The organism is Sphingomonas sp. PP-CE-3G-477 (assembly GCF_003050745.1).
GTDB lineage: Bacteria > Pseudomonadota > Alphaproteobacteria > Sphingomonadales > Sphingomonadaceae > Sphingomonas.
In genome coordinates, this window is the sequence record NZ_QAOF01000010.1 from 69,878 (window position 1) to 89,135 (window position 19,258).

Annotated in this window: 15 protein-coding genes; 4 read left to right on the forward strand and 11 right to left on the reverse strand. The window is 67.2% G+C overall.

Annotated elements, in window-relative coordinates; genetic code table 11:
• Positions 1-13 precede the first annotated feature (13 nt).
• Both C8J45_RS16450 and C8J45_RS16455 read left to right on the forward strand, forming a co-directional pair.
• Positions 14-1,720: a M28 family metallopeptidase gene (locus C8J45_RS16450; RefSeq protein ID WP_107964199.1), complete on the forward strand. Its 1,707-nt coding sequence runs from the start codon at positions 14-16 to the stop codon at positions 1,718-1,720.
• Positions 1,717-2,553: an NAD(P)-dependent oxidoreductase gene (locus C8J45_RS16455; RefSeq protein ID WP_107964200.1), complete on the forward strand. Its 837-nt coding sequence runs from the start codon at positions 1,717-1,719 to the stop codon at positions 2,551-2,553. Before C8J45_RS16450 ends, C8J45_RS16455 begins: the two co-directional genes overlap by 4 nt.
• On the opposite strand, the gene C8J45_RS16460 is transcribed toward C8J45_RS16455, so the two are convergent.
• From C8J45_RS16460 to C8J45_RS16470, 3 genes are all read right to left on the reverse strand, one after another.
• Entirely contained in the window at positions 2,466-3,386 is a 921-nt protein-coding gene (locus tag C8J45_RS16460) for a DMT family transporter (protein WP_258191503.1), read from the reverse strand. The two genes, C8J45_RS16455 and C8J45_RS16460, sit on opposite strands and share 88 nt — an antisense overlap.
• Positions 3,383-4,384, reverse strand: a complete 1,002-nt coding sequence (locus tag C8J45_RS16465; protein ID WP_107964202.1) for a low specificity L-threonine aldolase — start codon at positions 4,382-4,384, stop codon at positions 3,383-3,385. The genes C8J45_RS16460 and C8J45_RS16465 overlap by 4 nt, the downstream gene beginning before the upstream one ends.
• Positions 4,385-4,713: 329 nt before the next feature.
• Entirely contained in the window at positions 4,714-6,867 is a 2,154-nt protein-coding gene (locus tag C8J45_RS16470) for a transglycosylase domain-containing protein (protein WP_107964226.1), read from the reverse strand.
• Between the two features lie 226 nt (positions 6,868-7,093).
• On the opposite strand from C8J45_RS16470, the gene C8J45_RS16475 reads away from it, so the two are divergent.
• Entirely contained in the window at positions 7,094-7,693 is a 600-nt protein-coding gene (locus C8J45_RS16475) for an NADPH-dependent FMN reductase (protein WP_243650214.1), read from the forward strand.
• Between the two features lie 137 nt (positions 7,694-7,830).
• Here the strand turns inward: C8J45_RS16475 and C8J45_RS16480 are convergent, their stop codons facing one another.
• The 3 genes from C8J45_RS16480 to C8J45_RS16490 are packed head-to-tail and all read right to left on the reverse strand — an operon-like array spanning position 7,831 to position 13,796.
• Positions 7,831-9,366, reverse strand: a complete 1,536-nt coding sequence (locus C8J45_RS16480) for an efflux transporter outer membrane subunit (RefSeq protein ID WP_107964204.1) — start codon at positions 9,364-9,366, stop codon at positions 7,831-7,833.
• A 5-nt stretch (positions 9,367-9,371) separates the two neighbouring features.
• A complete protein-coding gene (locus tag C8J45_RS16485) occupies positions 9,372-12,581 on the reverse strand; it encodes an efflux RND transporter permease subunit (RefSeq protein WP_107964205.1) in 3,210 nt (1,069 codons plus the stop codon).
• Between the two features lie 6 nt (positions 12,582-12,587).
• Complete coding sequence (locus C8J45_RS16490; protein ID WP_107964227.1) at positions 12,588-13,796, reverse strand: efflux RND transporter periplasmic adaptor subunit; 1,209 nt, start codon at positions 13,794-13,796, stop codon at positions 12,588-12,590.
• Here C8J45_RS16490 and C8J45_RS16495 point away from each other — a divergent pair.
• On the forward strand, positions 13,788-14,501 hold the full coding sequence (locus C8J45_RS16495) for a helix-turn-helix domain-containing protein (protein WP_308811360.1): 714 nt from the start codon (positions 13,788-13,790) through the stop codon (positions 14,499-14,501). The two genes, C8J45_RS16490 and C8J45_RS16495, sit on opposite strands and share 9 nt — an antisense overlap.
• Positions 14,502-14,637: 136 nt before the next feature.
• Here the strand turns inward: C8J45_RS16495 and C8J45_RS16500 are convergent, their stop codons facing one another.
• The 5 genes from C8J45_RS16500 to C8J45_RS16520 form a co-directional block, all read right to left on the reverse strand.
• Positions 14,638-15,669, reverse strand: a complete 1,032-nt coding sequence (locus C8J45_RS16500) for a sensor histidine kinase (RefSeq protein WP_107964206.1) — start codon at positions 15,667-15,669, stop codon at positions 14,638-14,640.
• Positions 15,666-16,106 carry a response regulator gene (locus C8J45_RS16505; protein ID WP_056053360.1) on the reverse strand — a complete coding sequence of 147 codons (441 nt, stop codon included), beginning with the start codon at positions 16,104-16,106 and terminating at the stop codon, positions 15,666-15,668. Before C8J45_RS16505 ends, C8J45_RS16500 begins: the two co-directional genes overlap by 4 nt.
• Positions 16,103-17,608, reverse strand: a complete 1,506-nt coding sequence (locus tag C8J45_RS16510) for an ATP-binding protein (RefSeq protein WP_107964207.1) — start codon at positions 17,606-17,608, stop codon at positions 16,103-16,105. The genes C8J45_RS16505 and C8J45_RS16510 overlap by 4 nt, the downstream gene beginning before the upstream one ends.
• Positions 17,609-17,683: 75 nt before the next feature.
• Positions 17,684-18,463 carry an exonuclease domain-containing protein gene (locus C8J45_RS16515; protein ID WP_107964229.1) on the reverse strand — a complete coding sequence of 260 codons (780 nt, stop codon included), beginning with the start codon at positions 18,461-18,463 and terminating at the stop codon, positions 17,684-17,686.
• A 27-nt stretch (positions 18,464-18,490) separates the two neighbouring features.
• Positions 18,491-18,940: a PH domain-containing protein gene (locus C8J45_RS16520; RefSeq protein ID WP_107964208.1), complete on the reverse strand. Its 450-nt coding sequence runs from the start codon at positions 18,938-18,940 to the stop codon at positions 18,491-18,493.
• Between the last annotated feature and the right edge of the window lie 318 nt (positions 18,941-19,258).

Consider the following 19,258-nt stretch of genomic DNA (forward strand, 5'->3'; position numbering starts at 1 on the left):
CAAGGATTTCCGGATGTATCGTCCTATCGGCGCGCTCGCGGTGCTCGCGCTTTCTACCTCCGCCCTTGCTCAGACTGCGCCCCAAGCTGCCCCCGCGCCGGCCCCGGTGACCGCGCCGAATACTGCCGAGTTGAACGCCAAGCTCGCTGCACCGCTGCCGGCGGACCAGGCGGCGATGAAGGCGCATGTGCTGTTTCTTGCGTCGGATGCGATGAAGGGACGCGAGGCTGGCAGCCCCGAGTTCGACATCGCCGCGCAATATGTCGCCGCGCAGTTTTATGCGGCAGGCCTTCGTCCCGGTGGCGATCAGGGCGGGTATCTCCAGACCGTGCCGCTCGTGTCGTACAAGGCGGCGAGCAAAGGCGATTTCGTCTGGACCGGTCGCGGGCCTGCGCATCCGCTCGTGTTCGGTGAGGATTACGTGCCCGCCGCTAACGGCGCGAAGGCGGAGACCAGCGTGTCGGCGCCCGTCGTGTTCGTCGGCTACGGCATCGACGCGCCGCAATATGGCCAGGACGATTACAAGGGCGTCGATGTGCGCGGCAAGATCGTCGCGTATTTCGGCGGCTCGCCCGCGCGGTTCGGCGGCGAGGAGCGTGCGTTCTTCGGCTCGGGCGGGACCAAGGCGGCGATCGCGCAGGCCAAGGGCGCGGTCGGTGTGATCACGCTGGAGAGCCCGCGCTCGGCCAAGGTGCGGACCTTTGCCAAGCTGGCGGACTCCTATGCGACGCAGCGGATGACGTGGGCGAACCCCGACGGCACCGGCAAGGTCGATGCGCCCGGCGCGCCGTCGCTCGGCACGGTCAGCATGGCCGGCGCGGCCAAGCTGTTCGCCGGTGCGAAGACGTCGTGGAGCCGGATCGCCAAGCAGGCGGCAGGCGACAACGCGAAGTTCAAGGCGGTGCCGCTGGTCGGTACGCTGACCGTCGCGACCAAGACGAGCTTCGTGCCCGCCGCGAGCAGCAACGTCGTCGGCGTGATCCCGGGCAGCGATCCGGTGGTCGGCAAGGAGGTCGTCGTGCTCTCCGCGCATCTCGATCACATCGGCATCACCAAGCCCGTGAAGGGCGACGCGCTCAACAACGGCGCGCTCGACAATGCGATCGGCATCGCCAGCCTGATCGAGGAGGCCAAGCGCTTCACGGCCAGCGGGCAGGCGCCCAAGCGCACGATCATGTTCCTGGCCGTCACCGGCGAGGAGAAGGGGCTGGTCGGCAGCGATTACTTCACTAACCACCCGACCGTGCCGCTGACCTCGATCGTCGCGGACGTGAACCTCGACATGCCGATCCTGACCTACAAGTTCGAGGACATGGTGGTGTTCGGCGCCGAGCGCTCGACGATCGGCCCGATCGTGCAGAAGGCGGTCGCGGCGATCGGCGTCGGCCTGTCGCCCGATCCGATGCCGGAGGAGGGCATCTTCGTCCGCTCGGATCACTTCCGCTTCGTCCAGAAGGGCATTCCGTCGGTGTTCCTGTGGCCGGGTCAGAAGGGGCCGGGCAAGGCGGCGGTCGCGTATTTCATGGCGAACAATTACCACAAGCCGTCGGACGATCTGACTCAGCCGATCCTGTGGGATCAGGGCGTGCGGTTCGTCGATGCGAACTACCGGATCGCGCGCGAGATCGCGGATGGCGCGCAGCGGCCGGTGTGGAATGCGGGCGATTATTTCGGGACTTTGTACAAGGGGCCGATGGCTGGCGCGGCGGTGGCACCATGAGCCGGTTGCTGGTCTTCGGTCTCGGCTACACCGCGTCGCGGCTGGCTGATCGGCTCGCGGCGGATGGCTGGCATGTCGTCGGTACGACGCGGGATGGACGCAATGGTACGCTCCGGTTCGACGATGTGGACGCGGTGACGGCGGAGATCGCGGCGGCTACGCACATCCTGTCGTCGGTGCCGCCCGAGCATGAGGCGGACCCCGTGCTCGGGCGCTACGGTTCGCTGTTGCTGCGGACGCGCACGTGGATCGGGTATCTGTCGTCGACGGGGGTGTACGGCGATGCGCAGGGTGCGTGGGTCGACGAGACGGCGCCGATCGGTGGCGGTCGTCGGAGCGCGCGGGCGGCGGCGGATGCGGACTGGCTGGCCATTGGCGCGCGGACGTTCCGGTTGCCGGGAATCTATGGTCCGGGCCGCTCGCCGCTCGACCGGGTGCGGCAGGGCAAGGCGCACCGGATCGAGCAACCCGGCCAGGTGTTCAGCCGCGCGCATGTCGACGACATCGTCTCGGGCGTGATCGCCGGGTTCGATGCGCCGGCGGGGGCGTATAATCTCGCGGACGACGTGCCTGCGTCGCAGAACGACGTCGTGGCGTTCGCGGCGATGTTGCTCGGGATGCCCGCGCCGCCGTTCGTGACGCTCGAGGAGCTGACCGCGATGGGGCGCGGCTTCTATGCGGAGAACCGGCGGGTGGCGAACGGTAAGGCCAAGCGCGTGCTCGGCTGGACGCCCGCCTGGCCCGACTACCGTGCCGGTCTGCGTGCGCTGAGCGCGATGACCAAGCCGATGCCGGACAGCACCGCGCCGGCGACCGCCAGGGTCGACCAGTGATAGCGCTCGAAGATCGTCGATAGCAGCATCGCGATGACCGGCACGATGACGCCCGAATAGGCCGCCTTGGCCGGGCCGATCGCGCGGATGACGTTGAAATAGAGCGGGAAAGCGAGCGCCGACGCGAACACGCCGAGATAGAGGATGCCTGCGACATAGCCGAAGCGCGGCTCGAACACCGGTGGCCCGGTGGTGATCCAGGCGAACGCGGCATCGAGGCATGCGCCGATCAGCATCGCCATCGCCAGCGTCGGCGCCATCGGATAGCGCTTGGCGAACGCGCTGCCCTGGACGACGTTGGCGACCGAGGCGGCCATCACGCCGCACAGCGTCAGGACGATGCCGATCGTCGCCGAGCGCGGCCCGTGCGGATCGACCCGCGCCTCGTTGACGAAAAGCAACGCGACCCCCGCCATCGCGACTGCACAGCCGACCATGAGCTGCCGTCCGAGGCGCTGCTTGAGGAAGATGCGGCCGAAGATCGCGTTGGGGACGAGCAGGAGCGCGAACACCACCGCGACGAGCCCGGAGGTGACGTAATGCTCTGCACGATAGACGAAGTTGAAGTTGAACGTGAACAGCGCGATGCCAATCACCGCCGCGAACGCGTAGCCGCGCGCGTCGAATTTGAAGCTTTCGCGCTTGATGCTGGCGTAGATCGCCATCGCGATTCCGGCGACGAGGAAGCGGTAGCTGATCGACCAGCTCGGCGGCACAACCGATATCTGGTCGCGGATGACGAGCCAGGTCGAGCCCCAGATCAGCGTGACGATGCCGAACGGGATCAGTACCGCGGCGCGGGTCGACTCTGGTGGGTCGGTGGGGCCGGTCACAGCTCGCGGAGGGCGTCGGCGAGGAGGCCGACTGCGTCCGCGGGGCTGTCCCATGCGGTGACGAGGCGGATCTCGCCCGCGGCCCAGTCGTAGAAGTCGAAGCCTTTTGCTCTGAGGGCTGCGGCTTCTTCGGGGGTGGCGCGGAGGAAGACTTCGTTCGCTTCGACCGGGTGAACCAAGCGGTTGCCGGCCGCCGCGGCAAGCTTGGCGGCTGCGTCGTTGGCGGCCTTGGCGTTGGCGAGCCAGAGGTCGTCGTCGAGCATGGCGAGGATCTGCGCGGCGAGGTAGCGCCCCTTCGACAGAAGCAGACCGGCGCGTTTGCGGCGGTATTGCGTGACGGCGGCGAGGTCGGGCTTGAAGAAGACCAGCGCCTCCGCGCTCATTGCGCCGTTCTTGACGAAGCCGAAGCTCAGCGCGTCGACGCCGGCGCGCCACGTCATCTCGGCGGGCGAGCAGCCGACGCGCGCCATCGCGTTGGCGAAGCGTGCGCCGTCCATGTGGAAGCCTAGCCCGCGTTCCTTTGCGAGCGCGCCGATTTCCGCCACTTCATGCGGCTGGTAGACGCGGCCATATTCGGTGGCGTTGGTGATCGAGATCGCGTGCGGCTGGACGCGGTGGACGTCGTCGGGGATCGCATCGATGACTGTGCGGATCGTGGCGGGGGTGAGCTTTGCGCCCGAGCCGTCGGCGAGGAAGAGCTTGGCACCGTGGGTGTAGAATTCGGGGGCGCCGCCTTCGTCGTTCTGGATGTGCGCGTCGCGGTGGCAGACGATGCCGCCGTGCGGCGGGCAGAGTGCGGCGAGCGCGAGGCAGTTGGCGGCGGTGCCGGTGGGGACCCAGAGCACTGCGACGTCGGTTTCGAACAGCGCGGAGAGGCGGCCGTCGAGCTGCTGGCTCCACGCGTCGCCGGCATAGGCGGTGTCGAGCGTGTCGGCGGCGGCGATCGCGGCCATGACCTGCGGGTGGATCCTAGCGGCGTTGTCGGAGAAGAAGCGCATGGGCGAGACATGCTGCGATGCGGTGGTGGCGTCAACGGGGCGTCGACAGGTTCGCGCTCTACTTCTTCATCCTGGGCTCGACTCAGGACGCAGAGCCACGAGACGTGTCATTCGTGGCTCTGGGTCCTGACTTTTGTCAGGATGACGGAGGGGGTGAGGTTACTGCCTCTCGTCAGGCCAAGCGCCTACTCCTCCACCCCGGCGAAGGCCGGGGCCCAATTGGGGGCGGGAGGTAACGAAAGACGGCGCGTCGTTACTGCAACCTTTCCAATTGGGCCCCGGCCTCCGCCGGGGTGGTGCTGAGTGGACGGATGGTGCCGATCGGGGTGCTATTGCCCCTCGTCAGGCCCTTGTTCTTCCTCCGGCGGCCGACGATCGTCGCGGGGGGGCGGGCCTTCCTGGCGGTCGCGGCGGGAGGGGCCGACGGAGATGGTGCCGTCCTCGCCCATCTTCAGGTTGAAGCCCATTCCTTCGATCTCCCCGCCCAACGGCAGAATGGAATTCTCCTGGTCTTCCGCCGGCAGTGCGTCAGGATCGACTTCCTCCACCGCCGGAGCCGGTGCAGCGATCGGGGCGATGCCCAGCGCGCTCTGCATGAAGTCGCGCCAGATCCGTGCGGGGATGCCGCCGCCCGACAGGCCGGGGTTGGACGAATTGTCGTCGTTGCCGACCCACACGCCGACGACCAGATCGCGCGCGAAGCCGACGAACAGCGCGTCCTTGTTGTCCGAGGTCGTGCCGGTCTTGCCGAACGCGTCGACCGTCAGGTTCGCACCGCGCCCGGTGCCGGTGCGGATCGAGGCCGCCAGCAGGTCGAGCATTTCGTCGTGGATCTTGCTCGGCATCTCGGTCGCGCCGCCGGTCAGCGACTGATACCAGCCCTTCTCGCGGACGTCGGCAAGGCCGCGCGGCTGGACCGGATATTGCTCGCGCGCGATCGCGGCATAGGCAGCGGTCAGTTCGAGCAGCGACACGGTCGACGTGCCGAGGCCGATCGTCGCCTCGCTGGGGATCGGCGTGGAAATGCCTAGGTCACGCGCGGCCTTGATCACCGCCTTCACGCCGACCTGTTGCGTCAGCCGTGCCGCGGCGACGTTGGACGAGCGCGCGAATGCCTGGCGGAGCGTGATCGTGCCCTGATAGCGGCCGTCGCTGTTCTTCGGGGTCCAGTCGCCGATCGTCACCGGGCGGTCCTCGATCGTCGAATCGGGGGTGAGGCCCTGGCGCATCGCGGCGAGGTAGACGAACAGCTTGAAGGTCGAGCCGGGCTGGCGGCGGGCCTGCGTCGCGCGGTTGAACGGGCTTTTCGCGTAGTTCTTGCCGCCGATCATCGCGACGACGCGGCCATCGGGGCGCATCGCTACCAGCGCGACCTGTGCCTGACGCAATCCTGCGCGCGCGACAGTGCGCTCCGCCGCGCGTTGTAACCGCGGATCGAGCGTGGTCTGGACGGTCGCCTCGGTCTTGATCTCGCCGGCTTGGTCGCGCGCTTCGGGGAGGATCCAGTCGGCGAAATAGGTGCCGTTGGGGAGCTGCGACGGGCGGCTGCCGAGCACACGCTGTGGCTGGACCGCCTCGCCTTCCGCCTTGGTGAGGAAGCCCGCGTCGACCATCGCGCCGACCACGACGGCCTCCCGCTTGCGCGCGCCTTCGAGGTTCGACGTGGGGGCGAGGCGGGACGGGGCCTTGACCAAGCCGGCCAGCATTGCCGCCTGGCCTACGTTGAGCTTGTCGGGGGTGCGGCCGAAATAATGCTTGGCGGCCGCGCTGATCCCGTAGGTGTTGTCGCCGAAATAGACGTTCGAGAGATAGCGCGAGAGGATCTCGTTCTTCGACAGCCATGCCTCGAGCCAGAAGGCGATCATCGCCTCGCGGATTTTCCGCGTCGCGGTGCGGTCCGAATCGAGGAAGGCGTTCTTCGCGAGCTGTTGCGTGATCGTCGAGCCGCCCTGGCGGACGCCACCCGAGCCCATGTTCGCCCATGCCGCACGCGCGATGCCGCGCGGGTCGACGCCCCAGTGCGAATAGAAGCGCCGGTCCTCGATCGCGAGGAACGCCTGCGTGACGTGCGGCGGGAGCTTCGAGGCATCGACCGACTTGCCGATGATCGCGCCGCGTCGTGCGATCGGCGTGCCGTCGTCCGCGGTCAGCGTGATCGAGGGCGGCGTCGGCGGCTGCAGCGATTTCGACAGCGGCGCGGTGATCGCCAGCCAGATGATCGCGATCACCAGCAGAACGATGCCGATCCCCGCTCCGCGCAGGATCCAGCGACCGATCGGACGCTTGCGTCGTGGCGCGCTGGGAGTGGCGTAGGCTGGGCCGAAGTCGCGATCGTACGGGGCCGGATCTTCGCCGTCCCGCTCGGCCTCGTATTTCTGGCGGAGGCGTTCGCGCTCGGTGATCAGCCGCTCGCGCTCATAGGCGTAGGGCTCGCGGTCGCCGCTGGAGCCGGAACGGTTGGTGTCGAAGGGATCGGGGCGCATCGGTCGTTCCAGCGGGTCGGCCAAGCGGCGGACTTCAGGTGTATTATCGTTCTATGACAGCTCGGGCAAGTCTGTGCTTACGCCGTCCGTTCCTGCGCATGCTTAACGTGTACAGGGGCTTAGCGACAGCGGCACGACGTCTGTGTGACGCGAACCGACCGAAGCTGTTGTCATCGCGCGACGAAACGGGAAAGAGCATCGCATGACGTTCGAACAGGATAAAACCGTGGCCGCTTCCGACACTCTTCCCGCCGTTCTGCCGCTGGTCGTCGGCATCGGCGGCACAATCGGCGGCGTCTCGTCGACCGAGCGCGCGCTGCGGATCGCGCTCGATGCGGTCGAGAAGCAGGGGTATCGCACGCAGATGTTCGGCGGCGCCGACATGGCGCGGCTGCCGCTGTACGATCCCAAGGCGACGACGCGGACGCCCGACGAACAGGCGTTCGTGGCGGCGGTGCGCGAGGCGTCCGCGGTGATCATCGCCAGCCCGGGCTATCACGGCAGCATCTCGGGCGTCGTGAAGAACGCGCTCGACCTGCTGGAGGAAACCGCGCGCGATCCCGAGCGGCCGTATCTGGCGGACATGCCGGTCGGGCTGATCGCGACGGCGTATGGTTGGCAGGCGACGGGGAGCACGATCGCGGCGTTGCGTTCGATCGTCCATGCGTTGCGCGGGTGGCCGACGCCGTTTGCCGCTGCGATCAATACGCAGGTGACGAAGTTCGACGACGAGGGCGGGGCAAGCGATCCTGCGGTGCTCGAGCAGTTGCGCCTGGTCGGGCGACAGGTCGCACGGTTCGCGCCGTTGTCCGAGCCGGCGAACTAGCGCGATCTTTTATCCTCCCCCGCCAGGGGGAGGTGTCGCCGTAGATGACGGAGGGGGAGGACACGGAACAGCGGTTTTCGCGTTCCTCCCCCTCCGTCTGGCAAGCGCCAGCCACCTCCCCCTCACGGGGGAGGATTTTACTTCAGGCCACCGCCGAGCGAGCGATAGAGTTCGACCGCGTTGCTGTCGCGGACGAGGCGCGTCGCCAGCAGGCTCTGTTGTGCGGTGTAGAGCGCACGCTGCGAATCGAGCGTGTTGAGGAACGGGTCGATCCCGGCGCGGAAGCGGAGCTGCGATAGGTTGTACGCGCCCGCCGCGTTGTCGCGCAGCGACGTCTGCGCCTCGAGCTGGCTGTTGATCGTGCCGCGACGTGCGAGTGCGTCGGTGACCTCGCGGAAGCCGGTCTGGATGCTCCGTTCGTACGTGGCCAGCATCGCGTCGCGCGTTGCCTTGGCGTATTGCAGGTTACCCTTGTTGCGACCGAAATCGAAGATCGGCTGCGTGATCGACGGCGCGACCGACCATTGCTGGCTGCCGCTGCCGAACAGGTTCGACAGGCCGAGGCTGAGCGTACCGAACGCCGCGGTGAGCGAGATGTTCGGGAAGAACGCCGCGCGCGCCGCGCCGATATTCGCGTTGGCGGCGATCAAATTGTGCTCGGCCGCGGCGACGTCCGGACGACGCAACAGCACTTCCGACGACAGGTTGGCGGGCAAATTCTCCAGCGTCGGCGTCTTGTCCGGCATCCGCGCGGGGAGCAGGTCCTGCGTCACGGTCGTCCCGGCGAGCAGGTTCAGCGCGTTCTGGTCCTGCGCGATCAGCGTGGTGGCGTCGGCAATGTCCGAGCGCGCCTGATCATAGGTGGTGCGCGCCTGACGCACTTCGAGTTCGGACGCGATGCCGATCCGGAAGCGATCCTGCGTGAGCTTCAGCGTCTGGCCGAACGCACGCTCGGTATCCTGCGCGATCTTGAGGCGGTCCTGGTCCGCCGCCATCGTCAGCCACGCGGTCGCGGTCTCCGAGATGAGCGACACCTGGGCTGCGTTGCGGTTTTCCTCCGCCGCGAAATACGCTTCCTGCTGTGCCTGGGTCAGGTTGCGGATGCGGCCGAAGAGATCGATTTCCCAAGCCGAGATACCGACATTGGCCGAATAGATGTCGGCGCGCCCGCTGCCCGTGACGGCCGTGCCCGCGCCGCCGGTACCACCACCGGTGCCGCCACCCGTTCCGGTACCGCCACCGACGCCGCCCGTGCCACCACCCGTGCCGCCGCCGACACCGCCTACGCCGCCGCCAACCGCACCGAACGGCGACTTCTGGTAGGTCGCGCTGCCGGTCGCGCCGATCGTCGGAAACAGGTCCGCGCGCTGGACGCGGTATTGCGCGCGCGCCTGTGCGACGTTGGCGACCGCGATGCGGACGTCGCGGTTATTGTCGAGCGCGAGGCGGATCACGCCGCGCAGACGGTCGTCGGTAAAGAACGCCTCCCACGCGGTGTCCGCCGGCACGATCGCGTTCGCGGCGTTGCCGGCTGAATAGGCTGGCCCGGTCGGTCCGCTCGGCGCGACGGGAAGCTCCGGGCGGACGTATTTGGGGGCGAGGTTGCACCCGGCGAGCGTGAGCCCGGCGGCGAACGTGAGCGCCGTGCGGCTGGAGATCTTGGTCGAGAACATCTGGATCAGGCCTCCTGCGGCCGCTGGTCGTGGGGCGGATGGCCGCCGTCACGGTTATCGTCACGGTTGCCGTCGTGGTCGGGCACCTGGTCGCGGTCCTGCCCCGAGCCGGCCTTGTCCTGCTTGAAGACGCGCTTCACGAGCAGGAAGAACAGCGGCACGAAGAAGATCGCGAGGACGGTCGCGGACAGCATGCCGCCGACCACCGCCCAGCCGATCGCGTTCTGGCCGCCGGCGCCGGCGCCGCTCGACAGTGCGAGCGGCAACACGCCGAAGATGAACGCGAACGACGTCATCAGGATCGGGCGAAGGCGAAGCTTGGCCGCCTCGACCGCGGCATCGGCCGCGTTCATCCCGTCGCCCATCTTCTCCTCGGCGAACTCGACGATTAGGATCGCGTTCTTCGCCGCCACACCGATCGTCGTGATCAGCCCGACTTGGAGGTAGATGTCGTTGTTCAGCCCGAAGATCATCGCCGCGCCGACCGCGCCGAGGACGCCGAGTGGCACCACCAGCAGGACGGCGATCGGGATCGACCAGCTCTCGTACAGTGCGGCCAGGCAGAGGAACACGATCAGCAGCGACAGCGCATAGACCGTGGTCGACTGGCCGCCCGACAGGTTTTCCTCGTAGCTGAGCCCGGTCCACTCATAGCCGATGCCGGGGGGCAGCTTGGCCGCCATCTCCTCCATCGCCTTGATCGCGGTGCCGCTGCTGACGCCCGGCGCCGGCGAGCCCATGATCTCGAACGAGGCTACGCCGTTGTACCGTTCGAGTCGCGATGGACCGTAGTTCCAGCTCGTCGTCGAGAAGGACGAGAACGGCGCCATCGCGTTGCTGGTCGTGCCGCGGACGTAGAAGTTGCCGAGGTCGGCGGGCGTCGTGCGGAACGGTGCGTCGGCCTGCACGAACACCTTCTTCACGCGACCGCGGTCGATGAAGTCGTTGATGTACGCGCCACCGAACGCGGTGCTGACGGTGGTGTTGATGTCTTGCTGGCTGAGGCCGAGTGCCCCCGCCTGCGCCTGGTCGACGTTCAGTTTCAGCTGAGGCGCATCCTCGAGCCCGTTCGGGCGGACCTGCATCAGGCGCTTGTCCTGGCTGGCCATGCCGAGCAGCATGTTGCGCGCTTCGAGCAGCTTCTCGTGACCGACGCCGGCATTGTCCTTCAGCATGAAGTCGAAGCCGTTGGCGTTGCCCAGTTCCTGCACGGCGGGCGGCACGAAGCCGATCACCATGCCGGCCCGGATCCCGGCGAGCGCCTGGTTGGCGCGTGCCGCGACCGCCGCGACGCTGTTCTCCTTGCCGCTACGATCTTCCCAAGGCTTCAGCTGGATGAAGGCGATGCCGACATTCTGGCCCTGGCCGACGAAGCCGAAGCCGCTGATCGTGAAGATGCCCGCGGTGTTGGCCTTCTCGTCGATCATGAAGTGATCGCGGACCTTGTCCATCGTCCGGGCGGTCTCCTCCATCGGTGTACCCGACGGCATCGAGACCTGCGCGAACATCACGCCCTGGTCTTCCTCGGGGAGGAAGCCCGATGGCAGGCGCACGAAGATGAAGGCCATCGCGACGACGATCACAGCATAGACCAGCATCGTGCGGACCCAGCCCTTCTCGACGCGGCGCAGGCCGTTGCCATACTTGCCGACGCCCTTGTCGAAAGTGCGGTTGAACCAGCCGAAGAAGCCCTTCTTCTCGCTATGGCCTTCCTTCGCGGGCTTGAGGATCGTCGCGCAGAGCGCGGGCGTCAGGATCAACGCGACCAGCACCGAAAGCGCCATCGACGACACGATGGTGATCGAGAACTGGCGGAAGATCACGCCGGTCGAGCCGCTGAAGAACGCCATCGGCAGGAACACAGCCGACAGAACGAGGCCGATGCCGACCAGCGCGCCGCTGATCTCGTCCATCGACTTCTTGGCGGCTTCCTTGGGGCTTAGCCCTTCCTCCTGGATCAAGCGCTCGACGTTCTCGACGACGACGATCGCGTCATCGACGAGCAGGCCGATCGCCAGCACCATGCCGAACAAGGTCAGCGTGTTGATCGTGAACCCCGCGACCTGGAGCACGGCAAGCGAGCCGAGCAACACTACCGGGACCGCGATCGTCGGGATCAGCGTCGCGCGGAAATTCTGGAGGAACAGGAACATCACGAGGAAGACGAGGACGATCGCCTCGATCAGCGTGTGGATGACCTGCTCGACCGACAGCCGCACGAACGTCGAGTTGTCGATCGGGAACGCGACCTTGACGTCGGGCGGGAACTGCTTGGCAATCCGGTTGACCTCGGCCTTGACCAGCTTGACGGTGTCGAGCGCGTTCGCACCCGGTGCCAGCTTCACGCCGAAGCCTGCCGCCTGCTTGCCGTTATAGCGTGCCTGGAAGCTGTAGTTCTCCGAGCCCATCTCGACGCGCGCGACGTCCGACAGGCGCACGGTCGCGCCGCTGGTTGCCGAGCGGACGATGATCGCGCGGAACTGTTCCGGCGTCTGGAGGCGCGACTGTGCGGTCACGGTGGCGTTGAGCGACTGACCCTTTACCGCGGGCAGACTGCCGACCTGACCGGCCGAGACCTGTGCGTTCTGCGCGGTCAGGGCGGAGGTGATGTCGGTGACGGTGACGCCGAGGTTCGACATCTTGAACGGGTCGACCCAGATCCGCATCGAATATTGCGCGCCGAACACCTGCGTGTCGCCGACGCCCTTGATGCGGCTGAGCGGATCCTGGAGCTTCGAGGCGATCATGTCGCCGAGATCGACCTGGTCGTGATCGCCGTTTTCCGAATAGGCGGCGATGATAAGCAGGAAGTTGGCGGTCGCCTTGGTCACGCGCAGACCGGCCTGCTGCACTTCCTGCGGCAGGAGCGGCGTCGCCTGTTGCAGCTTGTTCTGCACCTGGACCTGCGCGATGTCGGGGTCGGTCCCCTGCTCGAAGGTGAGCGTGATCGCGAGGTTGCCAGAGCCGTCCGAGGTCGAGGCGAAGTAGCGAAGGTTGTCGATGCCCTTCATCTGCTGCTCGATGATCTGCGTCGTCGTATTTTCGAGCGTCTGTGCGTCGGCGCCCGGATAGGACGTCGCGACCGTCACCTTGGGGGCGGCGATCTCAGGGAACTGCGCGATCGGCAGCGACCGGATCGCGAGGATACCGGCCAGCATCAGGATGATGGCGATGACCCACGCGAAGATGGGTCGATCGATGAAATAGCGTGACATGGGCGGTTACTTCCCGGCCTGCGCGGAACTGTTGCTGGTCGCACCGGACGCGTCGCCGCCTCCGGGTGCAGCGCCGGCGGGCTTGGCGACCTGCTGCGGGGCAGCGGGCTTGACGGTCGAGCCGGGGCGCAGGTTGAGCAGCCCCTCGACGATCAGCTTGTCGCCGGGCTTCAGGCCGCTGGTGACGATCCACTTGTCGCCGATCACGCGATCGGTGGTGACGGTGCGCTGCTCGACCTTGTTCTGTGCGTTGACGACCAGAGCGGTCGCACCGCCGCGCGGATCGCGCGTGATGCCTGCAGTGGGCGCCATGATCGCCTGCGCACGCGTGCCCTCGACCAGCTTGGCGCGGACGTACATGCCGGGCAGCAACAGGCCGTTGGGGTTCGGGAAGCTCGCGCGCAGCGTCACCGCGCCGGTGGTCTGGTCGACCGTGACTTCGGAGAATTGCAGGCGACCCTCGATCGGATAAGTGCTGCCGTTCGGGAGGATCAGCTGGACGCGCGCGCTGCCGTCGCTGCGGGTCACGCCGCCGCTCGCCATCGCCTGCTTGAGATCGAGCAGCTGCGCCGCCGACTGGACGACGTCGACATACACCGTGTTGGTGCGCTGGATCGTCGCGAGCGGATCGGTCTGGCCCATCTGGACCAGCGCACCGACGGTCACGAGCGATCGGCCGATGCGACCCGAGATCGGTGCCTTGATCCGCGTGAAACCGAGGTTGACGCGCGCCGACTGGACAGCCGCCTGCTGCGCTGCAACATTCGCGCGAGCCTGCTGCGCGGAGGCGGTGGCGTTGTCCGCCTCCTGCTTGCTGACCGCGTTCAGCTGGACGAGTTGGCCGTAACGCTGCGCCTGGAGGCGGGTCGCGTTGATCTGCGACTGGGCCGCGCCGAGCTGGCCCTGCGCGCTGGCGAGCGCCGCGCGGTAGGGGGCGTCCTCGATCGCGTAGAGTACCTGGCCCTTGCTGACCATCGCGCCCTCGGTGAACAGGCGATCGCGAACGACGCCGCTGACCTGCGGACGGACCTCGGAGGTCTCCACCGCGGCGATACGGCCGGGAAGCTCGGAGGTGAGGACGACCGATTCCTCGGCGACGGTGACGACGCCGACGGTCGGCGTGGGCGGCGGCGGTGGAGCCTGCTCCTTGCTGCACGCGGTCATCAGCGCCAGCGCGGCCAGAGCCACCGTTCCCCTGAGGTTCAATTGCTGCATGTTAAGCATCCCGACGTCGTGCAGATGAGTTTTACCGGAATGAACGTTCATTCCGCTTGCTTTGCCCGCTATGATCGTGCGAGCGGCGGGTCAACCAAAAAACGCATCGGGAATATGATTTTGAGTGCAGTGCAGCATGAGATGGGGAGCCGGGAACGTATCGTCGCCGCGGCCCGTCATCTGTTTGCGACCCAAGGGTTTCACCAGACTCCGATGTCCGAACTGGCGGTGGCGGCGGGCGTTTCCGTCGGCCAGATTTATCGCCTTTTCACCGGCAAGAACGCGGTGATCCAGGCGATCGTGATGGAAGATGCTGCCGCCAAGATGGCCGAGCTGCAGACGATGAACGACTCGGTCAAATCGGAACGATTCTCGATCGAGGAAGGGTTCGTCGAACTGGCGCGGCGTGCCTTGTCGAAGGGCGACGAGGCGCTGTCGTTCGAGATCATGGCGGAGGCGCATCGCAACGCCGACGTCGCCGATACGATCGCCGACCTGTGCCGCGATTTCCGCCGGATGATCCGCGAACTCGCCTGCGTCGCCAATCCGGATTTGCAGGAGAACGAACTGGAGGGCGCGGAGGAGCTGATCCTCGCCTTCATGTTCGGGCTGGGCCACCGGACGTTGTCGCGGCCGCGTTTGTCGGAGGATGAGACGGCGCGATTGACCGGGCGGATGATCCTGGCGGCGGTGCGCGCGATCTGAACGATCCTCCCCCGCTAGTGGGAGGTGGCTGGCACTTGCCAGACGGAGGGGGAGGTAAGGGAAAACCCTTGTTGCGTGTGCCTCCCCCTCCGCCGCCTACGGCGCCACCTCCCCCTCGCGGGGGAGGATCAGAAGGTTACCGTACCGCCGCGCGGAGGGTGGCGCGGACGCCAATGTGGGTCGGGTCGTACTCGACGATCGACTGCAGGCTCTGCGCCATCGCGCGGATGAGCTTCGTGCCGAGACCGGTGCCGCGCGGGACGGCATCTTCGGGGATGCCACAGCCATCGTCCTCGACCGCGAGCAGGAAGACGTCGTCGTCGATCCGGCGGAGCGCGACGCGGACTTCGCCGCCGCTGTTGGGGTAGGCGTATTTGCAGGCGTTGGTGACGAGTTCGGTGACGATCACGCCCAACGACACCGCGCGGTCGGTGGGCAGGCGGATCGGCTCGGCGGCGAGGCTCAAGGCGCGGGGGAGCGCCTCGGTCGACCAGGTCTCGGCGAGTTCGTCGACCAGCGCGCCGAGATATTCCTGCATGTCGACGCTCTCGACGTCGTTGCTCGTGTAGAGTCGGCGGTGGACCTGCGCGATCGCCTGGATGCGGCGTTGCGTATCCTCCAGCGCTTCGCGTGCGGAAGGGTCGGTCAGCGCGGTCGCCTGGAGGCGGACCATTGCGGAAACGAGTTGCAGCGAGTTGGCGACGCGGTGGTTGACCTCGCCGAGCAGCGCCTCGAGCCGCGCGTTGCTGGCGCGGAGATCGGCTTCGGCGGCGGCCTTTTCGTGCTTCAGCAACGCGCGTGCGCGCACCTGTTCGAACGAGGCGGCGAGCAGGTCGAAGAAATCGTCGCCGACCGTCTTCACGACGTAATCGGCAGCACCCGCCTTCAGCGCGGCGACCGCGATGCGGCCTTCCTCGGAGCCGGTGACGTACACGACGGGGGGCGGATCGGGCAGGCGGCGGAGCGCTTCCAATGTTTCGAGACCGTCCATGCCGGGCATGTAATGATCGACCGCGATCAGGTCGAAGCGTTCTGCCGCCGCCTTGACGACGCCTTCGGACCCGGTTTCGGCGACGGTCATCCGGTAGCCGCGGCGTTCCAGGGCACGCGCCGCCAGCCGCCGGATGCCGGCGTCGTCGTCGATGTAGAGGACGCGCGTTTCGCTCACTCGGCCTCGGGAACCTGGATCACCGACAGGAACAGCCCGAGCTGGCGGATCGCCTGCGCGAAACTCTCATAGTTGACCGGCTTGGTAATGTAGACGTTGCAGCCGAGATCGTAGCAGCGCTCGATCTCGACCTTGTCGTCGGTGGTGGTGAGCACGACGACCGGCGTGCGCTTTAGCGGGCTGCCCTCCGCCTTGATCCGGGCGAGGATGTCGGTGCCGCTCATGTCGGGCAGATTCAAGTCGAGCAGGATCATCGCCGGGCCGCTTTTGGCGGGGCCATCGGCGGCGTTGAACAGGAAGTCGAGCGCGGTGGTGCCGTCGGTGAAGTGACGGATATCGTTCAGGATACCCGCGCGGCGAATGTTCTTCTCGATGAGGCGGGCATGACCCTCGTCATCCTCGATCATCACGATGCCGACGGTCTTGTGATCGTTCATGCTGCGTCCTGGATGGTCATGTGGGTCGGCAGGTTGAGCCGGAAGGTCGCGCCGTCGCCGAGCGTCGACTGCACGTCGATCGTGCCGCCGAGACGATAGGCGAGTGCGCGGACATGCGCGAGTCCGATGCCTTCGCCCGGCTGGTCCTGCGCGCCCGAGCGGCGGAACAGGTCGAACACGCGCTGGTGATCGCGTGGATCGATGCCGCGGCCATTGTCGACCACCGAAAGGATGACGCGGCCGCGTTCGGTATGGCCGTTCACGACGATCTCGCCGGGGCGGCCTGGTTTCAGATACTTGGTCGCGTTCTCGATCAGGTTCGACAGGATCTGTTCGAGCGCGAGGCGATCGGTGACGATTCCCGGCATCGGCCGCTCGACGCGCACCACCGCACCGCGATCGTCGACGATGTGCTGCATCGCACCGACGATCGTGTCGACCAGTTGCGCGGGGTCGATATGCTCGGGCGCGATCGTTCGGCGGCCTTCGCGCGCGAGCTTGAGGATGGCGTTGATCAGCCGATCCATCTTCTGCGTCGAGGTGCGGATGAAGCCGATCGCCTCGGGCAGGTCCTCGCGCGCCGCCAGTCGTGCGTCTTCCGTCAGGATGTGCGGCGCCCCGGCTTCGGCGCGATCGACCAGCTCGGCGAGCGGCACCGCGGCGGCGGCAAGTTCGGCAGTGAAGCCCATCACGTTCACCAGCGGCGAGCGCAGGTCATGGCTGACGATATAGGCGAAGCGCTGGATCTCCTCGTTCGCGCGGCTGAGGTCGGCGGTGCGTTCCACGACCTGCTCCTCGAGCGTCTCGTTGAGGGTGCGCAGGCTGTCGCGCGACGCGGCGAGGTCGGCGGTGTAGCGGCGGATCAGCAGGACCGCGAGGATCGCGACGATCAGCAGCAGCGCCGCGGCGAGCCCGGCGACCGAGAGGAACAGAGCGCTGGTGCGTTGCTGGCGTTCGGTGCGGATCGCGAGCAGGCGGACTTCGTCGGCGGCCATCGCCTGGAGGCGGTAGCGGATGCCGCGCATCAGCGGCACGCTGGCATCGACCGCGAACCGGCGCTGCGCCTCGGCGATCCGACCCGACGCGACCAGGGTCATCGACTGCGTCCGGAGCGCACGCAACTGGACGAAGCGCGGCTCGATCAGCGCGAGGCGCGCGACCTGGTTGGGGTTGTCGCGGGTCAGGTGGCGCAGCTTGCGGATCGACGGGACGAGATTGCCCGCGGTCCGCGCATAGGCGGTCGCGAACAGCGGCTTGCCGGCGAGGATGTAGCCGCGCCGCGCCGTCTCGGATTGCTCCATCTGGATCTGGAGCGTCGCGACGGCCTGGCGAACGTCCTGCGTGTGCAGGATCTCGGCGGTGTAGGTGCGGTTGCGGACGGTGATCCAGCCGATCGCGATCGCGGCAGCGGCCAGCGCGATGAAGCCGAGCGTCATAAACGCGACCAGCCAACGTGCGACTCGCCCCTCAGACGAGGGCAGTTTCAGACGTACGCGCACCATAGGGCTTGCGGTGTAGGCGGGCGGAAGTCGTTACGCCAGCGATACTGACGCGTCCGCGAGCCTAAGCATATTGATCTAGAGCAGCAGATCCTGCGCGCTCGCCTTGCCGACGCGACCGCCGCCGCTGCGCCGGTCCATTTCGTGGTTCGCTGTGAAGCGGATATCGGGATCGCGGTCGGTCATGAACGCCATCAGCGTCTCGTGATCGAGTTCGGACCATTCCTTGCCGCGGTCGGGGCCGTAGCGGACGCGCGGGATCAGGCCGGGGTCGCGCGACCATTCGACGAGCTGCGCGAAGCTCGCCTCGTTGAGCATGTCGCGCAGGTGGAACGCGGTGACGTAGGCGTCGGGGAACGCGCGGTGCGCGGGGAGGCCGCGTTCGTGCTCCATGCCGTGCGGCTTGCGCCAGTAGCGCAGTACCTGGTTCGAGAAGCTGGGCGAGTCGGGCCAGAGTCGTAGCGCGCATTTCCAGGTGCAGATCCATTCTGCGTCGCGGGTGAGCGCGGGGGTGCAGAATTTCTGCTCGAAATCGGCGCGGTGCGCGGCGAGTGCGAGCCGGCGCGGCCACGGGTCGAGCACCTGGCGCGCACAATCATGCCAATACGGCGCGTCGGCGACATGCTCGTCGAGGATGTGGTGGATCGCTTGAGTCACGGGCGGGATCAGTCGACCGGGATTGACGAGCAGGCTGCCGCCTTCGCCGTAGATCTCCCAGCGTCCGTCCTCGCCGAGCGCGACGTCCTGCCAGCCGATCTCGCACACGCCGTGCGCGGGCGGGGCCGAGCCGGTGGTCTCGAGGTCGACGACCCGGATCATCTGGGGCTGGGGTTTGGGCTTGGGATAGGGGGGCGCCATGCCCGCCATGTGGGGACAAAAGCGCGCTTAATCCAGCGCGTATGAGTCATCCACGTCGAGTTCGCGGACGCCGCGGCGCTGGCGGGCGCGGTCGACCAGTTTCCGCAGGCCTTCGCGACGGTCCCGCGCCATCGGGATATCGCGGAGCGTGAACTCGCCGCCGCTGGTCGTGCGATCGCTCGAGGTGAGGATGATCGTGCCAATGTCGGTCATCTGGTTGAGGAGGGAGTAGCCGAGGCGGACGTCCTTGATCCGGTAGAGTTCGATCTCGTCGATCGTCTTGAACAGGATGCCGCGCTTGATGATCAGGCGCTGGTCGGTGATTTCGTAGCTGGCGCTGCGGTTCTTGAGCCAGCGGACGCCGATGATGACGAAGCCTACGCCGACGAGACAGGTGAGGAGGGTGCCCCAACCGGCAAAGCTGCCGAGCAGCCAGCGGCGCGTGCTGGAGCGGAATTCGTCGACTGGGCGCTCCACGTGGGGACTCCTTGGGGTGGTGGCGGGACGGTAGGCTGGGGTGGTGGCGAGTCAATCATGTGTGGCTGCAGTCCGTTTAACGCCGCCGCTCGCCACGTCGTCATCCCCGCGAAGGCGGGGATCCATATCCTCCGAACGGTTGCGATTCTTTTGCGAGGCCAGCCAGTCTGGGTTCCCGCCTCCGCGGGAATAACGGGGGAGGGGGCGGCACCACACTGCTCGCCGCGAGGTGCTCGTCTAATTTTGGGAGCGCCCTTTCCATCAGCACCTCCCCGGCGGAGGCCGGGGTCCAGTTGGGGGACGTTGCTAACGGAGCGG